This window comes from Trinickia dinghuensis (assembly GCF_003367175.1).
Lineage (GTDB): Bacteria > Pseudomonadota > Gammaproteobacteria > Burkholderiales > Burkholderiaceae > Trinickia > Trinickia dinghuensis.
In genome coordinates, this window is record NZ_QRGA01000003.1 from 536,963 (window position 1) to 553,773 (window position 16,811).

Consider the following 16,811-nt stretch of genomic DNA (forward strand, 5'->3'; position numbering starts at 1 on the left):
TTGCGGGCTCCTTTAGCGCGTGTGGCGAATGCGGGGATTGAGCACGCCGTAGAGCAAATCGACGCAAAGATTCACGACGATCACGAGCGACGCGATCATCAGAATCCCGCCTTGCACGACCGGGTAGTCGCGCCGGCTGATCGCATCGATGAGCCATTTGCCGATGCCGGGCCACGAAAACAGCGTCTCGGTCAGCACCGCGCCCGCGAGCAGCGTGCCGACTTGAAGACCGATCACGGTCACGACCGGAATCAGCGCATTGCGCAGCGCATGCACGACGATCACGCGCACGGGCGAGAGCCCTTTCGCGCGCGCTGTGCGGATGTAGTCCTCGCGCAGCACCTCGAGCATCGAGGACCGCGTCATGCGGGCGACGACCGCGAGCGGAATCGTGCCGAGCACGATCGCGGGCAGGATCAGGTGGCTCACGGCGGATTTGAACGAACCTTCATCGGGCGCCAGCAGCGCATCGATCAGCATGAAGCCCGTCACGTGAGGAATGTCGTACTCGACGGCGATGCGGCCCGACACGGGCGTCCACCCGAGTGCGACGGAGAAAAACATGATGAGGATGAGGCCCCACCAGAAGATCGGCATCGAATAGCCGGTCAGCGCGGTGCCCATCACGCCGTGATCGACGATCGTGCCGCGCTTGAGCGCCGCGACGACGCCGGCCGGCAGGCCGATGACGAGCGCGAACACCATCGCGCAGATCGACAGCTCGACGGTGGCCGGGAAACGTGCCAGAAATTCGTTCATCACGCTCGTATTGGTGATGATCGATACGCCGAGGTTCCCGTGCAGCGCACGCCACACGTAATGGATGTACTGCATCGGCAGCGGCTCGTCGAGCCCGAGCCGGTGCAGCGCGGCCGCGTGCATCGCCGGATCGACGCCGCGCTCGCCCATCATGACTTCGATCGGGTCGCCGGGAATCAGGTGGATGAGCGCGAAGGCGAGAATCGTGATGCCGATGAACGTCGGTATCACCATCCCGATGCGACGTAATACGAATCGGAACATGGTTCGTCCCTTTATCTTGCAGGAGAAAAAACGCGACCGGCGACGAGGGACGCGAGGTCCCTGTCGCCGGAGAACGAGCTAGCGCTCCCGGGCATGCCCGAAAGAGCGTACCGCATCGCCGTTACTTCAGGCTGACGCCGTCGAAACGGGCATAGCCGAGCGGCTCGATGCGCATGTCGACGACGTTCTTGGTCGTCGGTTGATAGATGGTGGAGTGCGCGATCGGAGAGAACGGCAGTTGCTGGGCGAAGATCTGCTGCGCTTGCGTGTAGATCTTCGAGCGTGCGTCCTGCCCATTCGTCGTGCGGCCCTTCTGGATCAGATCGTCGAACGGCTTGTAGCACCACTTCGAGAAGTTGTTGCCGTTCACAGCCTCACAGCCGAGCAGCGTGCCGAGCCAGTTGTCGGGATCGCCGTTGTCGCCGCTCCAGCCGATCAGCATCGAATCGTCTTCGCCCGCGTGCGCGCGCTTGATGTACTCGCCCCACTCATAGGTGACGATCTTCGCCTTGACCCCGATCTTGGCCCAGTCGGACTGGATCATCTCGGCCATCAGCTTCGCGTTCGGGTTGTACGGCCGCTGCACGGGCATGGCCCAGAGCGTGATGTCGAAGCCGTTGGGGAATCCGGCCTTCGTGAGCAGCGCTTTCGCCTTGGTCGGATCGTAGGAGGGCAGATTCAGGTTGCCGTCGTACGACCATTGCGTCGGCGGCATCGGCGCCTTCGCCGGCTGGCCTGCGCCTTGGTAGACGGAGTCGATGATGGCCTTCTTGTTGATGGCCATGTCGAGCGCATTGCGCACTTCGACGTTGTCGAGCGGCTTATGCGACACGTTGAACGACAGGTAGCCGAGGTTGAAGCCCGCCTGCGACGGCATCGCGATGTCGGCGTCCTTCTTCAGATCGGCGATGTCAGCCGGATTCGGATAGCTCATGACCTGGCATTCGTTGCGCTTGAGCTTCTGCGCGCGCACGCTCGCATCGGTCGTGATGGAGAAGATCAGGTTCTTCAGCTTCACGGCGCCCGGCTTCCAGTAGTCGGGGTTGCCGGTGAAACGGATCGTCGCGTCCTTCGTATAGCTCTTGAAGACGAACGGACCCGTGCCGAGCGGCTTCTGGTTGATGTCCGACGCCTTGCCTTCCTTCATCAATTGATCCGCGTACTCCTTCGACAGGATCGATGCGAATTCCATCGCCATGTTCTGGATGAACGGCGCGTTCACTTGGCTCAGCGTGAAGCGCACCGTGTACGGATCGACTTTTTCGACCTTCGTGATCAGCTTGTCGAGACCCATGTCGGTGAAGTACGGAAACGACACCGGATAGGCCTTGCGGAACGGCTGGTTCGGATCGAGCATGCGCTCGAACGTGAAGACAACGTCGTCGGCGTTGAACTCCCGCGTCGGCTTGAAATAGTCAGTCGTTTGGAACTTCACGCCGTGACGAAGATGAAAGGTATACGTCTTTCCGTCAGGCGAAACATCCCACGACTCGGCGAGCGCCGGCTCCACCTGCGTGCTGCCGCGCTTGAATTCGACAAGGCGGTTGTAGACGGTGAACGTGTTCGCGGTGAAGTCGGTACCCGTCGTGTATTGCGCGGGATCGAAACCGGCAGGACTCCCCTCGGAGCAGTACACGAGGGTCTTGTTGGGGATGTCGGCCGCGTGCGAGATCGTCGCTGCGAGCGATACCGTCACGGTGGCGGCCGCGATCGCGCTCAACCGCACAGCGCGCAACAGTCTGTTTTGCTTCATGTTTCCTCCAGGTCTCATGCCGGCCGTAGCCAGCGTACGCGGATATTACTGAGCTTTGATTACCCGAACAAGCGGTCGGGGAAAGCCAACGATCAGCAATTGCTCGCGTTGACTTTTGCCTCGCACATGTTTAGTGCCACTAAAATTGTCTGTCAATCTACGTCCTCTGATATCTAGTCGAAAGATCGGAGGATTCAACGCGGAGTTACCCGCAAGCACGATTGATTCCGGGGGCGCCGCGAGCGTCGCGGCGCGGCGTTGCCGGGTTGCTATTTCAGGCCCACGCCCCAGAACTGCGTGGGGCCGAACGGATCGATCTTGAAGCCCGTGACGTTCTTGCGCAGCGGCTGGTACACCGTCGAGTGCGCAATCGGCGTAAAAGGCACCTGCTGTTTGAAGATTTCCTGTGCTTTCGTGTAGAGCCGCGTGCGCTGCCCGACGTCGTTCGTCTCGCGCGCCTTGACGATCAGATCGTCGAACGGCTTGTAGCACCACTTCGAGAAATTGCTGCCGTTCACGGCCGCGCAACCGAGCAGCACGCCGAGCCAATTGTCGGGATCGCCGTTGTCGCCCGTGAAGCCGATCAGCATCGCGTCGTGCTCGCCCGCATGCGCCCGCCGCACGTACTCGCCCCATTCGTAGGTCGTGATCTTCGCCTGCACGCCGATCTTCGCCCAGTCGGCCTGGATCATCTCGGCCATCAAACGCGCGTTCGGATTGTAAGGACGCTGCACGGGCATGGCCCACAGCGTCAACGCGAAGCCATTCGGGTAGCCCGCTTTCGCGAGCAGCGCTTTCGCTTGCGCGGAATCGTAAGGCGCATCCTTGAGCGCCGCATCGTACGACCACTGTGTGGGCGGCATCGGGTTGACGGCCACCTCGCCCGCGCCTTGATAAACCGATTTGACGATCGCCTGCTTGTCGATGGCCATGTCGAGCGCGCGGCGCACGTCGACGTTATCGAGCGGCTTGTGCGTCGTGTTGTAGGCGAGGAAGCCGAGATTGAAGCCGACCTGGTGCGGCACTTGCAGATTGGGGTCGCTCGACAACGACGCGACGTCCGCCGGGCTCGGATAGTTCATCACGTCGCATTCGCCCGCTTTGAGCTTTTCCTCCCGCACCTGCGGATCGGGCGTGATTTCGAACACGAGCTTGCTCAAGCGCACGACGCCGCTCTTCCAATAGTCGGGGTTGCCGTCGAAACGGATTGTGGCGTCCTTCTCGTAGCTGTGAAAGATGAACGGCCCCGTGCCGATCGGATTGCGATTCAAGTCGGCGGCCTTGCCCTCGCGCATCAATTGACCGGCATATTCCGCGGAGATGATCGACGCGAACGGCATCGCCAGTTCCGACAAGAACGGCGCGCTTGCGGTATGCAGCGTCATGCGCACGGTGTACGGGTCGAGCTTCTCGACCTTAGCCAGGTTCGCGGCTAGACCTAGATCGACGAAGTACGGAAAAGAGACTGGATAGGCCTTACGCAGCGCGTCGTTCGGATCGAGCATGCGCTCGAACGTCTGCACGACATCGTCGGCATCGAACTCGCGCGTGGGCTTGAAATACGGCGTCGTATGGAACTTCACGCCGTGACGCAAATGAAACGTATAGACGCGGCCGTCGTCGGAGATCTCCCACGACTGTGCCAGGCCCGGTTCGACTTTCGTGCCGCCGTGCTCGAATTCGACGAGGCGGTTGTAGACGGTGTACGCCGCGGCGGAAAACTCGACACTCGTCGTGTATTGCGCCGGATCGAAACCGGCGGGGCTGGCATCGGAGCAGTAGACGAGCGTTTTCGCAGGCAGCTCGGCGGCTGCGCTGTGGCCAGTGCCGAGCAGGACGCTGGCCATAGCGGCCGCCACGATCATGAACGAAGTGAAGCGGACGGCGGGAAACGGACGACGTACCGGCATAAACGCTCCTTCATTGGCAAGCGAGCAAGCGTAGCACGGCGCCCGTACGATGAAATGCACCGTCCATGTAATAACCATCACGACACCGATTACCTTAGATGAATCGTATGCGCCTTATGTCGCGGGTAAACACTGAGCCATTGCGCCGTTGACGAACGTTTTTGGCTTGTTAGCATTCCGTCAACGTAATGAACGTTACATTCCGGGCTACGGCCCGCTCATGCAGCCGAAGATTTCATCGATTCATCGAACGAGGCATCGTGACCCGCCCTTCCGTGCGCATCCTGCTCAAGCAGCGTGAAGACAGCTTTACCGTCGCGGAGCGGCGCGTCGTGGCCGTCCTGCTCGCCAACTACCCGAGCGCGGCACTGACGTCGATCTCGCAGCTTGCCGGCGCTGCCGGCGTCAGCGATCCCACGGTTCATCGGCTCGTCTTGAAGCTCGGATTCGAGGGCTATCCCGAATTTCAACGCGCCTTGCTCACCGAAGTCGACGCCCGCATGAACTCGCCGCTCTCGCGGCTCGAATCGTCGGCCGACGAGCCGCACACCGAAGACACGCAGCAGGCGATGCTCGGCTCGATGACGCTCGCGATCGGCAAGACGGCGGAGATGGCATCGCGCGAGGACTTCGAGCGCACCGTCTCGCTGCTCGCCGATCAACAGCGCACCGTGCTTTGCTGCGGCGGCCGCGCGAGCGAGTTCATCGCATCGTGGCTCGCGAGGCTCCTAAGCCAGTTGCGCCCGCGCGCGCGCCACGTCGAACCGTCGCTCGAACGCGGATCCGAAGCGCTCGCCGATCTCGCGCCGGGCGACGTGCTCGTCGTCTACGACTATCGCCGCTACCAAGAGAGCGTCGTTCAATTCGCACGCGTGGCGCGCGAACTCGGCGCGCACGTCGTGCTGTTCACGGACGAGTGGCGCTCGCCCATTGCGAGCTTCGCCGACGCCGTCTTGGTCTCGTTCGGACAGGCCGCATCGCCGTTCGACACGAAGGTGCCGGTCCTCGCGCAAACCGAAGCGCTCATCGCCGCGCTCGTGCAACGCGCGCCCGACGAGGCCAAAGCCAGATTGAAACGCATCGAAGCACTGAGAGCCGGGCGCGTCGCCGAGGACGCATAACCGGCCGTCATTCCCCTGAACCGATAACAAACCTCTCACAGCGAACAGACACGATGAAGATGAAGATGAAGATGAAGAAAGACACCCCCCTCGTTGCCGCGCTGACCGCGGCGTTCATCGCAACGAGCACGCTCGCCGTCGGCGCCATGGCCGCCTCGCGCCCTGCCGTCGAGGCGCGCGACGGCATGGTCGTCACCTCGCAGCATCTCGCCTCGCAAGTCGGCGTCGACATCCTGAAGATGGGCGGCAACGCGATCGACGCGGCCGTGGCAGTCGGCTATGCGCAGGCGGTGGTCAATCCGTGCTGCGGCAACATCGGCGGGGGCGGCTTCATGACGATCCACCTCGCCGACGGCCGCGACACCTTCATCAACTTCCGCGAAACGGCGCCAGCCGCCGCCACCGCGAACATGTACCTCGATGCGCAGGGCAACATCAAGAAAGGCGCGAGCTTGTTTGGCTACGGTGCGGTAGGCGTGCCGGGCACGGTGATGGGGATGGACCTCGCCGAGCGCAAGTACGGCAAGCTCACGCGCGAACAAGTGATGGCGCCGGCGATCAAGCTCGCGCGCGACGGCTTCGTGCTGACGCGTGCCGATACCGACATCCTCGACACGACCGTCAAGCGCTTCGCGCAAGACCCGGGCATCGCCCGCATCTTCCTGCGCAAGGACGGCACGCCGCTGCAGCCCGGCGATCGCCTCGTGCAGAAGGACTTGGCCAATACGCTCGAAGCCATTTCGAAGCGCGGCCCCGACGCGTTCTACAAGGGCAAGATTCCGCAAGAAATCGAAGCGGCATCGAAAGAAAACGGCGGCCTGCTGACGGCCGCCGATTTCTCGAATTATCGCGCCACCGAAATGACGCCCGTGACCTGCGACTATCACGGCTACACGTTCATCTCGGCGCCGCCCCCGAGTTCGGGCGGCACGACGATGTGCGAGATTCTGAACACGTTGGCAGGCTACGATCTGAAGAGCTACGGCTGGCATTCGGCCGAAGCGGTGCACTACATGGCCGAGGCGATGCGTCATGCCTACGCCGATCGCAACACGAAGCTCGGCGATCCGGCATTCGTGAAGAACCCGCTCGACCAACTGCTCAGCCCGTCATACGCGGCGCAGATTCGCGCCTCGATCCCGGCCGACAAAGCCACGCCGTCGATGGACCTGGCCGACGCCGCATCGCTGCCCGAAAAGAAGGAGACGACGCATTATTCGATCGTCGACAAGCAAGGCAATGCCGTTTCGACGACCTACACGGTCAACGGCCGCTTCGGCGCCGTCGTCATGACGCCGGGCACGGGCTTCTTCCTGAACGACGAGATGGACGACTTCACGTCGAAGGTCGGCGCGCAAAACATGTTCGGTCTCGTGCAAGGCCCGAACAATGCAATCGCACCGGGCAAGCGCCCGCTGTCGTCGATGGCGCCGACGATCGTGACGAAGGACGGCAAGGTGTTCCTCGTGATCGGCTCGCCGGGCGGCTCGCGCATCATCACGACGACGCTCGAGACGGCGATCGACATCATCGACTACGGCATGGAGCCGCAGGAAGCGGTCGATGCCGCGCGGATTCACGAGCAGTGGCTGCCTGATGTCGTCTACTACGAGCCGTACGGGATCTCGGCCGATACGCTGAAGATTCTCAAGAGCGAAGGCTACAAGATGGTCCAGCAAACGCCGTGGGGCGCGGCTGAGCTGATCGAAGTGGGACTCCCCGGTCTTGCCGCGGACGCTTCGCAAAGCTCGGGGAACGATTCGTCGGTGGGGGGCAAGGTGCGCGTCGGGTATTTCTACGGCGCGAACGACGAGCGGCGTCCGGCAGGGGAAGCGCTAGGGTATTAAGCGCTGGTAGAGACCGATGATCAGGACTGCCGACGATTCGCAATCGCTATTGCGAACGTCGGCAGTCCTAACGAACAAAGTAACGACGGAACAAAGCCGGCGGCGACTTCAGTTACCGTGGCGACGCGCTGGCCTTACGCCAACCGCTCGCAAATCGCCTTGGTCGCCGTAGCGGCATTGAGCGTATAGAAATGCAGCCCCGGCGCGCCTTCCTTCACAAGCCGTTCGCATAGCTGCGTCACGACGTCGAGCCCGAAAGCGCGAATCGCTTCCCGGTCGTCGCCGAAGCTTTCCAGCCGCTTGGCCACCCAGCGCGGCACTTCCGCCCCGCACATCTCCGAAAATCGCATGAGTTGCGAATAGTTCGTGATCGGCATGATGCCCGGCACGATCGGCACATCGACGCCGAGCTTGCGAGCTTCGTCGACGAAGCGCAAATACGCGTCGGCGTTATAGAAATACTGCGTGATCGCGGCATCCGCGCCCGCTTTGACCTTGCGCGCGAAGTTCTCGAGATCGTGGCGCGGCGAGCGCGCCTGCGGGTGATACTCGGGATACGCGGCCACTTCGATGCGGAACCAGTCGCCGTGCTCGGCACGGATGAAAGCGACCAGTTCGGACGCATAGCGCAGTTCGCCCACCTCGCCCATGCCCGAAGGCAAATCGCCGCGCAACGCGACGATATGGCGGATGCCGTTCGAGCGATAGCGCTCGAGAATCGCACGCAGGCTTTCCTTCGACGAGCCGATGCACGACAGATGAGGCGCGGCTTCGATACCGTCCTTGGCCATGTCGAGCACGGTATCGAGCGTGCCCTGCTGAGTCGATCCGCCCGCGCCGAAGGTGACCGAGACGAACTTGGGCTTGAGCGGCGCCAATTGCGCGCGCGTCGCGCGCAGCTTCTCGACGCCGTCGGGCGTCTTAGGCGGAAAAAATTCGAAAGAGATTTCGATGGGATTCATGATCCGCTTCTTGATCCGGTGTTATCCGAGCCGCGATCAGCCGAGGCTGCGATTGCCGAAGATCAGTGCCGACAACAGCCACGACACGATGCTGTACAAGATCGAACCGAAGAACGCCGACCAAAACCCCGACACCTCGAAGCCCTTCAACAGCGACGCCGCGAGCCAGAAGCACAAGGCGTTGACGACGAGAATGAAGAACCCGAGCGTGACGATCGTGACCGGCAGCGTGAGCACGATCAACACCGGCCGCAGCAAGGCATTGATGAGCCCGAGCACGAGCGCGACGATGAGTGCCGTGCCGAAGCTGCGAATGTGGATCGACGGCACGAGATACGTGATGATCAGCAGCGCGAGCGCATTGATCACCCAAGTCAGCAGCACGGTCATAGCGGGTTCCTTCGGCGTTTGGTCGAATGTTCTCGGACGGTTGACGGCAAGACGGCTTCGAGTCGCGGCGCGATGCCGCGCGGCTCGGTATTGCATTGAACGAAGGCGGCGCCGCGCACCGGCGGCACCGCCTCGATACCGTTACCCGCCTCTGCCGGTGGCGGGCGCGCCTCGCACTCATGTCGAGCGAGACGTCCCGGCCGGCTCACGCGATCAATAACGATAGTGGTTCGGCTTGAACGGGCCGTTCTTCTCGACGCCGATGTAGTTCGCCTGCGCATCCGACAGCACGGTCAGGTTGACCCCGATACGGGCCAGGTGCAGTCGTGCGACCTTCTCGTCGAGATGCTTCGGCAGCACATATACCTTGTTCTCGTACTGGCCGCCGCGCGTGAACAGCTCGATTTGCGCGAGCGTCTGGTTGGCGAACGAGTTCGACATCACGAACGACGGGTGGCCCGTCGCGCAGCCGAGGTTCACGAGACGCCCTTCGGCCAGCAGAATCACACGCTTGCCGTCCGGGAAGATGATGTGATCGACCTGCGGCTTGATGTTTTCCCACGTGTATTGGCGCGTCGAAGCGACGTCGATTTCCGAATCGAAGTGGCCGATGTTGCAGACGATCGCGTTGTGGCGCATCGCCTTCATATGATCGTGACCGATCACGTGGTAGTTGCCCGTGGCCGTCACGAAAATATCGGCCTTGTCGGCCGCGTAGTCCATCGTCACGACGCGGTAGCCTTCCATCGCGGCCTGCAGCGCGCAGATCGGATCGATTTCCGTGACCCACACCGTCGCACCGAGCCCGCGCAGCGATTGTGCGCAGCCCTTGCCCACGTCGCCGTAGCCAGCCACGACGGCGATCTTGCCCGCGATCATGACGTCGGTCGCGCGCTTGATGCCGTCGACGAGCGATTCGCGGCAGCCGTAGAGGTTGTCGAACTTCGACTTCGTGACGGAATCGTTGACGTTGATGGCCGGGAACGGCAGGCGGCCGTCCTTTTCCATCTGATAGAGGCGATGCACGCCCGTCGTCGTTTCTTCGGTCACGCCCTTGATCTGCGAGAGGCGCTTCGAGTACCAGGAGCCATCGATCTCGAGATGGCGCTCGATCGACTTGAACAGCGCGACTTCTTCCTCGTTAGTCGGCTTGCCGATGACCGAACGATACTTCTCGGCCTTCGAGCCGAGGATCAGCAGCAGCGTCGCATCGCCGCCGTCGTCGAGGATCATGTTCGCGAACTCGCCGTTCGGCCATTCGAAGATGCGGTGCGAATACTCCCAGTACTCGTCGAGCGATTCGCCCTTGAACGCGAACACGGGCGTGCCGCTCTTCGCGATGGCGGCCGCGGCATGGTCCTGCGTGGAGAAGATGTTGCACGATGCCCAGCGCACGTCGGCGCCCAGCGCCTTGAGCGTCTCGATCAGCACGCCCGTTTGGATCGTCATGTGCAGCGAACCGGCGATGCGCGCACCCTTCAGCGGCTGAGCGGCTTTGTATTCTTCGCGGATTTGCATGAGACCGGGCATTTCGGTCTCGGCGATCGTCAATTCCTTGCGGCCCCAATCGGCGAGCGACAGGTCGGCAACGATGAAATCTTGATTTTTCGAATCGATAACTGCGGCGTTCATCACGCCCTCCTTTTCTAAATGAGTTCTAGAAAAAATAGACGTGAGCGCCGTTCGATGGAGCGGCACGCCCGCGCAGCTAACGCGCTAACGGCATACCGTCCGATTGAATTCCGAGCCTGGCGGGTGGCCCCGTCGCAACGCTCCTCGGAAGTGGCTGGCATTGTAGCATCAATAATCATCACGCCATTGCGGCAAAGACCGTGCCGCGACGCGGGTGTTTCCTAGCCCAGCGTCGCGCCGAGCAGCGGTGCGAGCAGCACCATGACGACGCCGGCGATCATCATCGTCAGGCTCGCGATGACACCTTCCTCGCTGCCGAGTTCACGCGCCTTCGCGGTGCCCACGCCGTGCGCGGCCGCGCCGAACATGACACCGCGAGCCAGGCGGCTGCGCAGCGGCAGGACAAGCAGCACGAGTTCGCCGAGCAGCATCCCGCAGATGCCCGTCGCGATCACGAACAGCGCCGTCAACTGCTTCGGCGCGTGAATCTGATCGGACACCGCGAGCGCGAACGGCGTCGACACGGAGCGCGTCATGAGACTGCGCGCGACATCCGGTGCGAGATGCAGCAGCTTCGCGAGGGCGAACGATCCGCTGACCGCCACGACGATCCCCACCGTCACGCCGGCCGCGAGCGAGATCCAATGGCGCCGCATCAAGTCGCGGTATTCGTAGATCGGCACGGCGAACGCCACCGTGGCCGGGCCCAGCAGCCACATGAGCCAGCGGGTATCGGCGAAGTAGACCGAGTAGGGAATGCGCATCGCGAGCACCACCACGGCGAGCATCGCGGGGACGATCACGAGCGGCGTGAGCCACGGCTGCTTGAAGCGGGCATACAGGCGCTTGCCCAACGCGTAAAAGGCGATCGTCAACACGAAGCACGCCGCGGCCACCCATTGCGGCCGGGCCTCGGCAACGGGCCAGGACAGGATCGATGAAACCGACATGACGTATTCCCCGGTATCGTTTTGCAGTCTTTCGACGGTTCAACTTTTCAATTTCACGGCGTTGCGTGCTGCGTGCTATCCGCGCTTCACGCCGCCGCCACGTGCGCACGGCGCAGCGCGAGCCGGCGCTCGAGACGCACCGCCTGATCGACGGTGAACGCGACGGCCACCAAGACCGTCAACGTCCCGCAGATGACGACGAGCGCGAGGCGCCACCCGTCGGACTTGAACAGGCCGCCGTATTGCACGACCGCGACAGCCGCCGGAACGAAGAACAGGAGCAGCTCGGACAGCAGCCAGTCGGCGCCGGCCTTGACCCAGCGCGGCCTGATGCCGCCCGTGAGCAGGGCGACGAGCAACACCCCCAGGCCCACTACGCTGCCGGGGATCGGCAGATCCAGATGCCGCGAGGCGAAATCGGCAACGAACCATACAGCGGCCAACAGCGCGCTCTGCGCCACGATCCGGGCCACGCCGGTCAGGCTCTCGATCGATTTCTTCGTCATGGCAAAACCCCCTATTGACTCCACGAAGAAATTGTATAAGCACACACTCCATAAATAAAATGACTTAAACTTATCGCTTGCATTCCAATTTGGAACAATCGCAATCGAGGACCGTCATGGAGCTACGCGCGCTGCGCTATTTCGCCGAGGTCGTCCGGCAGCAGAGTTTCACGCTCGCGGCCGAGCGCATGTTCGTCACGCAGCCCACCATCAGCAAGATGGTCAAGGCGCTGGAGGAAGAGATCGGCGCGCCGCTGCTGCTGCGCGAAGGCCGCCAGATGGTGCTGACCGACGAGGGACGCATCGTCTTTCAGCGCGGGCAGGACGTGCTGGCGGCCTATGCGCAATTGCAGGCCGAACTCGACGACGTCGGCACGCTCGGCCGAGGCGCCCTGACGATCGGCATTCCGCCGATGGGCGGCTCGCTGTTCACGCCCATCATCGCCGCGTTCCGCCGCCGCTATCCGAAGATCGAACTGAAGTTGTTCGAGCAGGGATCCCGCGCCATCGAGGCGGCGCTGCTGGCGGGGGAACTCGAATTCGGCGGCGTGCTGCTGCCCGTCGACGAGCAGGTGTTCGACGTGCTGCCGATGTCGCTGCAGCTGCTGTGGGTCGTCGCGCCCCACGGCTCGCGCTTCGACGCCGCGCGCGAAGTGCGCCTGCCCGATCTCGCCGCCGAGCCGTTCGTCTATTACGGCGAGAGCTTGGCGCTCAACGATGTCGTCACGCGCGCGTGCAGCGACGCGGGCTTCGCGCCGCAGATCGTCTCGCGCAGCAGCCATTGGGATTTCATGGCCGCGCTCGTGCGCGCCGGGGTCGGCATCGCGCTGCTGCCCGCGCCGTACTGCCGGCGGCTCGATCCCACGCAGTTCACCTGCCGGCCCGTGGTCGAACCCGAGATCCGCTGGGAGATGGCCATCGCCTGGCGCAAAAGCGGGTATCTCTCGCATGCCGCGCGCGCGTGGCTCGATGTCGCACGCGAAACGCTGCCGGGCCAGCCGGGTGACGACGATTTCGTCTACACGCGCGCGGACAATGCGGGCGAAACGCCCAAAGACAAGGACGATTGAGCCCCACCGCGCGCCTGCGCGATGAAATCCGCGGCGCGCTCGGCGATCATGACGGCCGGCGCGTTCGTATTGCCGCCGATCAGCGTCGGCATCACCGAAGCATCGACGACGCGCAGGCCTGTGACGCCCCGCACACAGAGCATCGGATCGACGACGGCGTGCGCATCGCTGCCCATGCGGCACGTGCCGACCGGGTGATAGATCGTATCGGCATGGCGCGCGATCGCCTCGCGCAGTTCGGCGTCGGTCGCGTGCGGCGGAACGTAGAGCAGGCGCCCCCCTTGCTCGGCCAGCGCCGGCGAAGCGACGATGCGCAGCGCGACGCGCACGCCGGCGAGCAGCGTCTCGGCATCGGACGGATCCGCAAGGAAACGCGGATCGATTCGGGGCGCCACGCGTGCGTCGGCGCTCGCGAGGGTGACAGTCCCGCGGCTCCTGGGCCGCAGCACGCAGACATGGACCGAGTAGCCGTGCCCCCAATGTAGACGCCGGCTGTGATCGTCGACGAGCGCCGCGCAAAAGTGCAGCTGCAGGTCAGGACGATCGAGCAACGCATCGGTCTTGATGAAACCGCCGGCCTCGGCGACGTTGCTCGACCACATCCCCTCGCCGCGCCGCAAGAAGGCCGGCAATTGCGCGATCATCTTCGCGAAGCCGCGCAGCGAGTAGCCGACCGGCTCCGTGCTGGAGACGCGCACGTTCAATGTGAAATCGACGTGATCGACGAGATTGCGGCCTACGTCCGGCGCTTCGTGCACGAGCGGCACGCCAAGCGCGCGCAACGTCTCGCTCGGGCCGATACCGGAGCACATCAGCAACTGCGGCGAGCCGAACGCACCGGCCGCGAGGATCACTTCAGCGCGCGCGGTCAGCGTTTCGATGCGACCCTCGCGCATGATCTCGACGCCGGTGGCTCGGCGTGCGCCGTCGAACAGCACACGCAGCACGCAAGCGCCGACGATCGTATCGACGTTCGCAAGCGAACCCGCACCAGACGATGAGGCGCTCGGGTCATACAGATACGCACGGGCGACGCTGCAGCGCCGTCCATCGCGCTGCGTCACCTGATAGAAGCCGACGCCTTCTTGATCGGCGCCGTTGAAATCGTCGTTCGCGCGATAGCCCGCTTCGATCGCCGCGGCGACAAAGCGCGTCGAGAACGGATTGCGGAAGCGCAAGTCGGACACCGCGAGCGGCCCGCCCACGCCGTGCCATTCGTTCTCTCCGCGCGCGTTGTCTTCTGCGCGGCGAAAGTACGGCAACACCTCGGACCAGCCCCACCCGGTGCAGCCTAGACTTGCCCATTCGTCGTAATCGAGCGGATGGCCGCGCGTGTAGATCATCGCGTTGATCGCGCTCGAACCGCCGAGGCCGCGTCCGCGCGGCTGGTAGCCGCGGCGGCCGGCGAGGCCGGGCTGCGGCGCCGTGAGATAGCCGTAATTCGTCTTTAGTTTGAACGGCACGAGCGCGGCGAGGCCGAGCGGCGTATTGACGAGCCAATTGCGCGCCGTGTGTGGGCCCGCCTCGATCAATGCGATCGTCGCATCGGGACATTGCCGCGCGAGCCGTCCCGCGAGCGCGCAGCCGCCGGAGCCTGCGCCGACGATGATGTAATCGTATTGCATCCGCCCCTCCCTCTCTCCCATGTTCAGCACCGTGCGGCGTAGGCGCGCCGGCCCGCATTCCGATGTTTTTCGCGCATTGTAGGGAGCGCGGCGAGGCATGCGGAACGCCCATCGCAGAGCGATTCCTCTAAACAAGGGCACTGCGCGAACCTATTATTGAGCCAGACGCGCATGCACGTGCCACCCTTTCCGCATGCGGTTCGAACGCCGACGCATCCCCCTTCCCCAGACCGCTCGCGGCTTGTGCGCCGAATGTCGAACGCATCGCCGCCGAAAGCCCGCGCATGGGACCCGACTGGAGACACGCATATGGAACCGCAAGCCCCGCCGGCGACGCACGAAATCACGAATCAAGTCCCGCCACTCGAGCACTACAACCTCTACGAGTGCGATCCGACGTTGCGCGCCGCTGTCGAACGCGAAGGCGCGGCATGGCATGCGCCGTCGCTGGCGCTCGACGGCGCCATGCTCGGCAAACCCGAGGTCATCGCACTCGCCGGCGCGGCGAACCGCCACGAGCCTGAACTCTTCACATTCAGCCCGCGCGGCGAGCGGATCGATACGCTCGAGTTTCACCCGAGCTGGCATAGGCTGCTCGCGCTGCTGAGGCACGAAGGGCTGCACGCGCTGCCGTTCGACACACCTCGTTCGGGCGCGATGGCCGCGCGCTGCGCGGGCTATTTCCTGCATGCGCAGCTCGAATCCGGCTCGCTGTGTCCGCTGACGATGACGTTCGCCAGCATCCCGGTGCTGCAGCGCGAGCACATGCTGTTCGCCCAGCTCGCCGAGAAGCTTTTCTCGCGCGAGCACGATCCGAGCGATGCGCCGCTCGCGCGCAAACGCTCGATGATGGTGGGCATGGGCATGACGGAAAAACAAGGCGGCTCCGACGTGCGTACGAATCAGACGCGTGCGTCCGCGCTCGGTGCGGCGTCGGGGCGCGGCGCCGAGTATCGGCTCGTCGGTCATAAATGGTTCTTCTCGGCGCCGCAGTGCGACGCACATCTCGTGCTCGCGCGAACGGGCACCGATGCGCCGATCTCGTGCTTTTACGTGCCGCGCTACACACCCGACGGCACACGCAACGCGATCCGCGTCCAGCGTCTGAAGGACAAGCTCGGCAATCGCTCGAACGCGAGCAGCGAGGTGGAATTCGCCGGTGCCTACGGCATCATGATCGGCGACGAAGGGCGCGGCGTGCCGACGATCATCGAGATGGCGAACTACACGCGGCTCGATTGCGTGATCGGCAGCGCGGCGCTCATGCGCGCGGCCCTGGTTCAAGCGATTCATCATGCGCGCCACCGCGTCGCGTTCTCGCGCAAGCTCGTCGATCAGCCGCTGATGCGCAACGTGCTGGCCGATCTTGCGCTGGAAACCGAGGCGGCCACGGTGCTGTTCATGCGGCTGGCGCGCGCGTTCGATGCGCATCTCGCCGCCGGACGCACCGGCACCGCGGAGAGCGATGCCGAACGCGCCTGGCGACGCATCGTCACGCCCGCGGCCAAGTTTTGGGTCTGCAAGCGCGCGCTCGAATTTACCGGCGAGGCGATGGAGGTGTGGGGCGGCAACGGTTACGTCGAAGAAGGACCGATGGCGCGCTTTTATCGCGAAGCCCCCGTCAATTCGATCTGGGAAGGCTCGGGCAACGTCATGTGTCTCGACGTGCTGCGCGCGCTCGAACGCGATACGCAAGGTGCGCACGCGCTACTTGCCGAATGGCGGGCCGATGCGCAGGGCTCGCCCGCCCTCGTCGCAGCGCTCGACGCACTCCAGGCATCGCTCGCCGCACCGCCCGAAGAACGCGAAGCCGGCGCACGCGCGCTTGCTCAGCAACTCGTGCTGTGCGCGCAGGCGGTCTTGCTGTTACGCGCGGGACTAAACGATCACGCGCAGGCATTCATCGCGACCCGCCTCGCGACGTCGAGCACGGGAGGCTCGTGCGGACGCGTCTACGGCACCGTGCCCGCCACGTTCGATCACGGCGCCCTCATCGCGCACGCGTTCAACGCCTGAAAACCG

General features: G+C 63.8%; 13 protein-coding genes and 1 riboswitch. Of the genes, 4 read left to right on the top strand and 9 right to left on the bottom strand.

Annotated features, from left to right (window positions below; all coding sequences use genetic code 11):
- Positions 1-12 precede the first annotated feature (12 nt).
- The 3 genes from DWV00_RS06645 to DWV00_RS06655 all read right to left on the bottom strand — a co-directional run bounded on the left by DWV00_RS06645 (position 13) and on the right by DWV00_RS06655 (position 4,641).
- A complete protein-coding gene (locus tag DWV00_RS06645; RefSeq protein WP_115532727.1) occupies positions 13-1,023 on the bottom strand; it encodes an ABC transporter permease subunit in 1,011 nt (336 codons plus the stop codon).
- Positions 1,024-1,144: 121 nt separating this feature from the next.
- Entirely contained in the window at positions 1,145-2,776 is a 1,632-nt protein-coding gene (locus DWV00_RS06650; RefSeq protein WP_115532728.1) for an ABC transporter substrate-binding protein, read from the bottom strand.
- Positions 2,777-3,045: 269 nt separating this feature from the next.
- The gene (locus DWV00_RS06655; RefSeq protein ID WP_245964758.1) at positions 3,046-4,641 is read right to left on the bottom strand and encodes an ABC transporter substrate-binding protein; all 1,596 of its coding nucleotides are present in this window, start codon (positions 4,639-4,641) and stop codon (positions 3,046-3,048) included.
- 305 nt (positions 4,642-4,946) lie between these two features.
- On the opposite strand from DWV00_RS06655, the gene DWV00_RS06660 reads away from it, so the two are divergent.
- Together DWV00_RS06660 and ggt are read left to right on the top strand one after the other, a co-directional pair.
- Complete coding sequence (locus tag DWV00_RS06660) at positions 4,947-5,807, top strand: MurR/RpiR family transcriptional regulator (protein ID WP_181885378.1); 861 nt, start codon at positions 4,947-4,949, stop codon at positions 5,805-5,807.
- 71 nt (positions 5,808-5,878) lie between these two features.
- Positions 5,879-7,654, top strand: a complete 1,776-nt coding sequence (ggt, locus tag DWV00_RS06665) for a gamma-glutamyltransferase (RefSeq protein ID WP_115532864.1) — start codon at positions 5,879-5,881, stop codon at positions 7,652-7,654.
- A gap of 134 nt (positions 7,655-7,788) precedes the next feature.
- Here ggt and metF read toward each other — a convergent pair whose 3' ends face one another.
- The 5 genes from metF to DWV00_RS06690 all read right to left on the bottom strand — a co-directional run bounded on the left by metF (position 7,789) and on the right by DWV00_RS06690 (position 12,094).
- Positions 7,789-8,616: a methylenetetrahydrofolate reductase [NAD(P)H] gene (metF, locus tag DWV00_RS06670; RefSeq protein WP_115532731.1), complete on the bottom strand. Its 828-nt coding sequence runs from the start codon at positions 8,614-8,616 to the stop codon at positions 7,789-7,791.
- Between the two features lie 36 nt (positions 8,617-8,652).
- Complete coding sequence (locus tag DWV00_RS06675) at positions 8,653-9,006, bottom strand: phage holin family protein (RefSeq protein ID WP_115532732.1); 354 nt, start codon at positions 9,004-9,006, stop codon at positions 8,653-8,655.
- A gap of 213 nt (positions 9,007-9,219) precedes the next feature.
- On the bottom strand, positions 9,220-10,638 hold the full coding sequence (gene ahcY / locus DWV00_RS06680) for an adenosylhomocysteinase (protein ID WP_115532733.1): 1,419 nt from the start codon (positions 10,636-10,638) through the stop codon (positions 9,220-9,222).
- A 35-nt stretch (positions 10,639-10,673) separates the two neighbouring features.
- A riboswitch (S-adenosyl-L-homocysteine riboswitch) is annotated at positions 10,674-10,790 on the bottom strand.
- A gap of 69 nt (positions 10,791-10,859) precedes the next feature.
- Positions 10,860-11,588, bottom strand: coding sequence for an LrgB family protein (locus tag DWV00_RS06685; RefSeq protein WP_115532734.1), 729 nt, complete (start codon positions 11,586-11,588; stop codon positions 10,860-10,862).
- Positions 11,589-11,674: 86 nt separating this feature from the next.
- Positions 11,675-12,094: a CidA/LrgA family protein gene (locus DWV00_RS06690; RefSeq protein WP_115532735.1), complete on the bottom strand. Its 420-nt coding sequence runs from the start codon at positions 12,092-12,094 to the stop codon at positions 11,675-11,677.
- A gap of 116 nt (positions 12,095-12,210) precedes the next feature.
- Here DWV00_RS06690 and DWV00_RS06695 point away from each other — a divergent pair, with 116 nt between their 5' ends.
- Positions 12,211-13,164 carry a LysR family transcriptional regulator gene (locus tag DWV00_RS06695; RefSeq protein WP_115532736.1) on the top strand — a complete coding sequence of 318 codons (954 nt, stop codon included), beginning with the start codon at positions 12,211-12,213 and terminating at the stop codon, positions 13,162-13,164.
- On the opposite strand, the gene DWV00_RS06700 is transcribed toward DWV00_RS06695, so the two are convergent.
- The gene (locus DWV00_RS06700; protein ID WP_115532737.1) at positions 13,113-14,789 is read right to left on the bottom strand and encodes a GMC family oxidoreductase; all 1,677 of its coding nucleotides are present in this window, start codon (positions 14,787-14,789) and stop codon (positions 13,113-13,115) included. The genes DWV00_RS06695 and DWV00_RS06700 overlap by 52 nt on opposite strands.
- A 309-nt stretch (positions 14,790-15,098) precedes the next feature.
- Here DWV00_RS06700 and DWV00_RS06705 point away from each other — a divergent pair, with 309 nt between their 5' ends.
- Entirely contained in the window at positions 15,099-16,805 is a 1,707-nt protein-coding gene (locus tag DWV00_RS06705; protein ID WP_115532738.1) for an isovaleryl-CoA dehydrogenase, read from the top strand.
- The last annotated feature ends 6 nt before the right edge of the window (positions 16,806-16,811 follow it).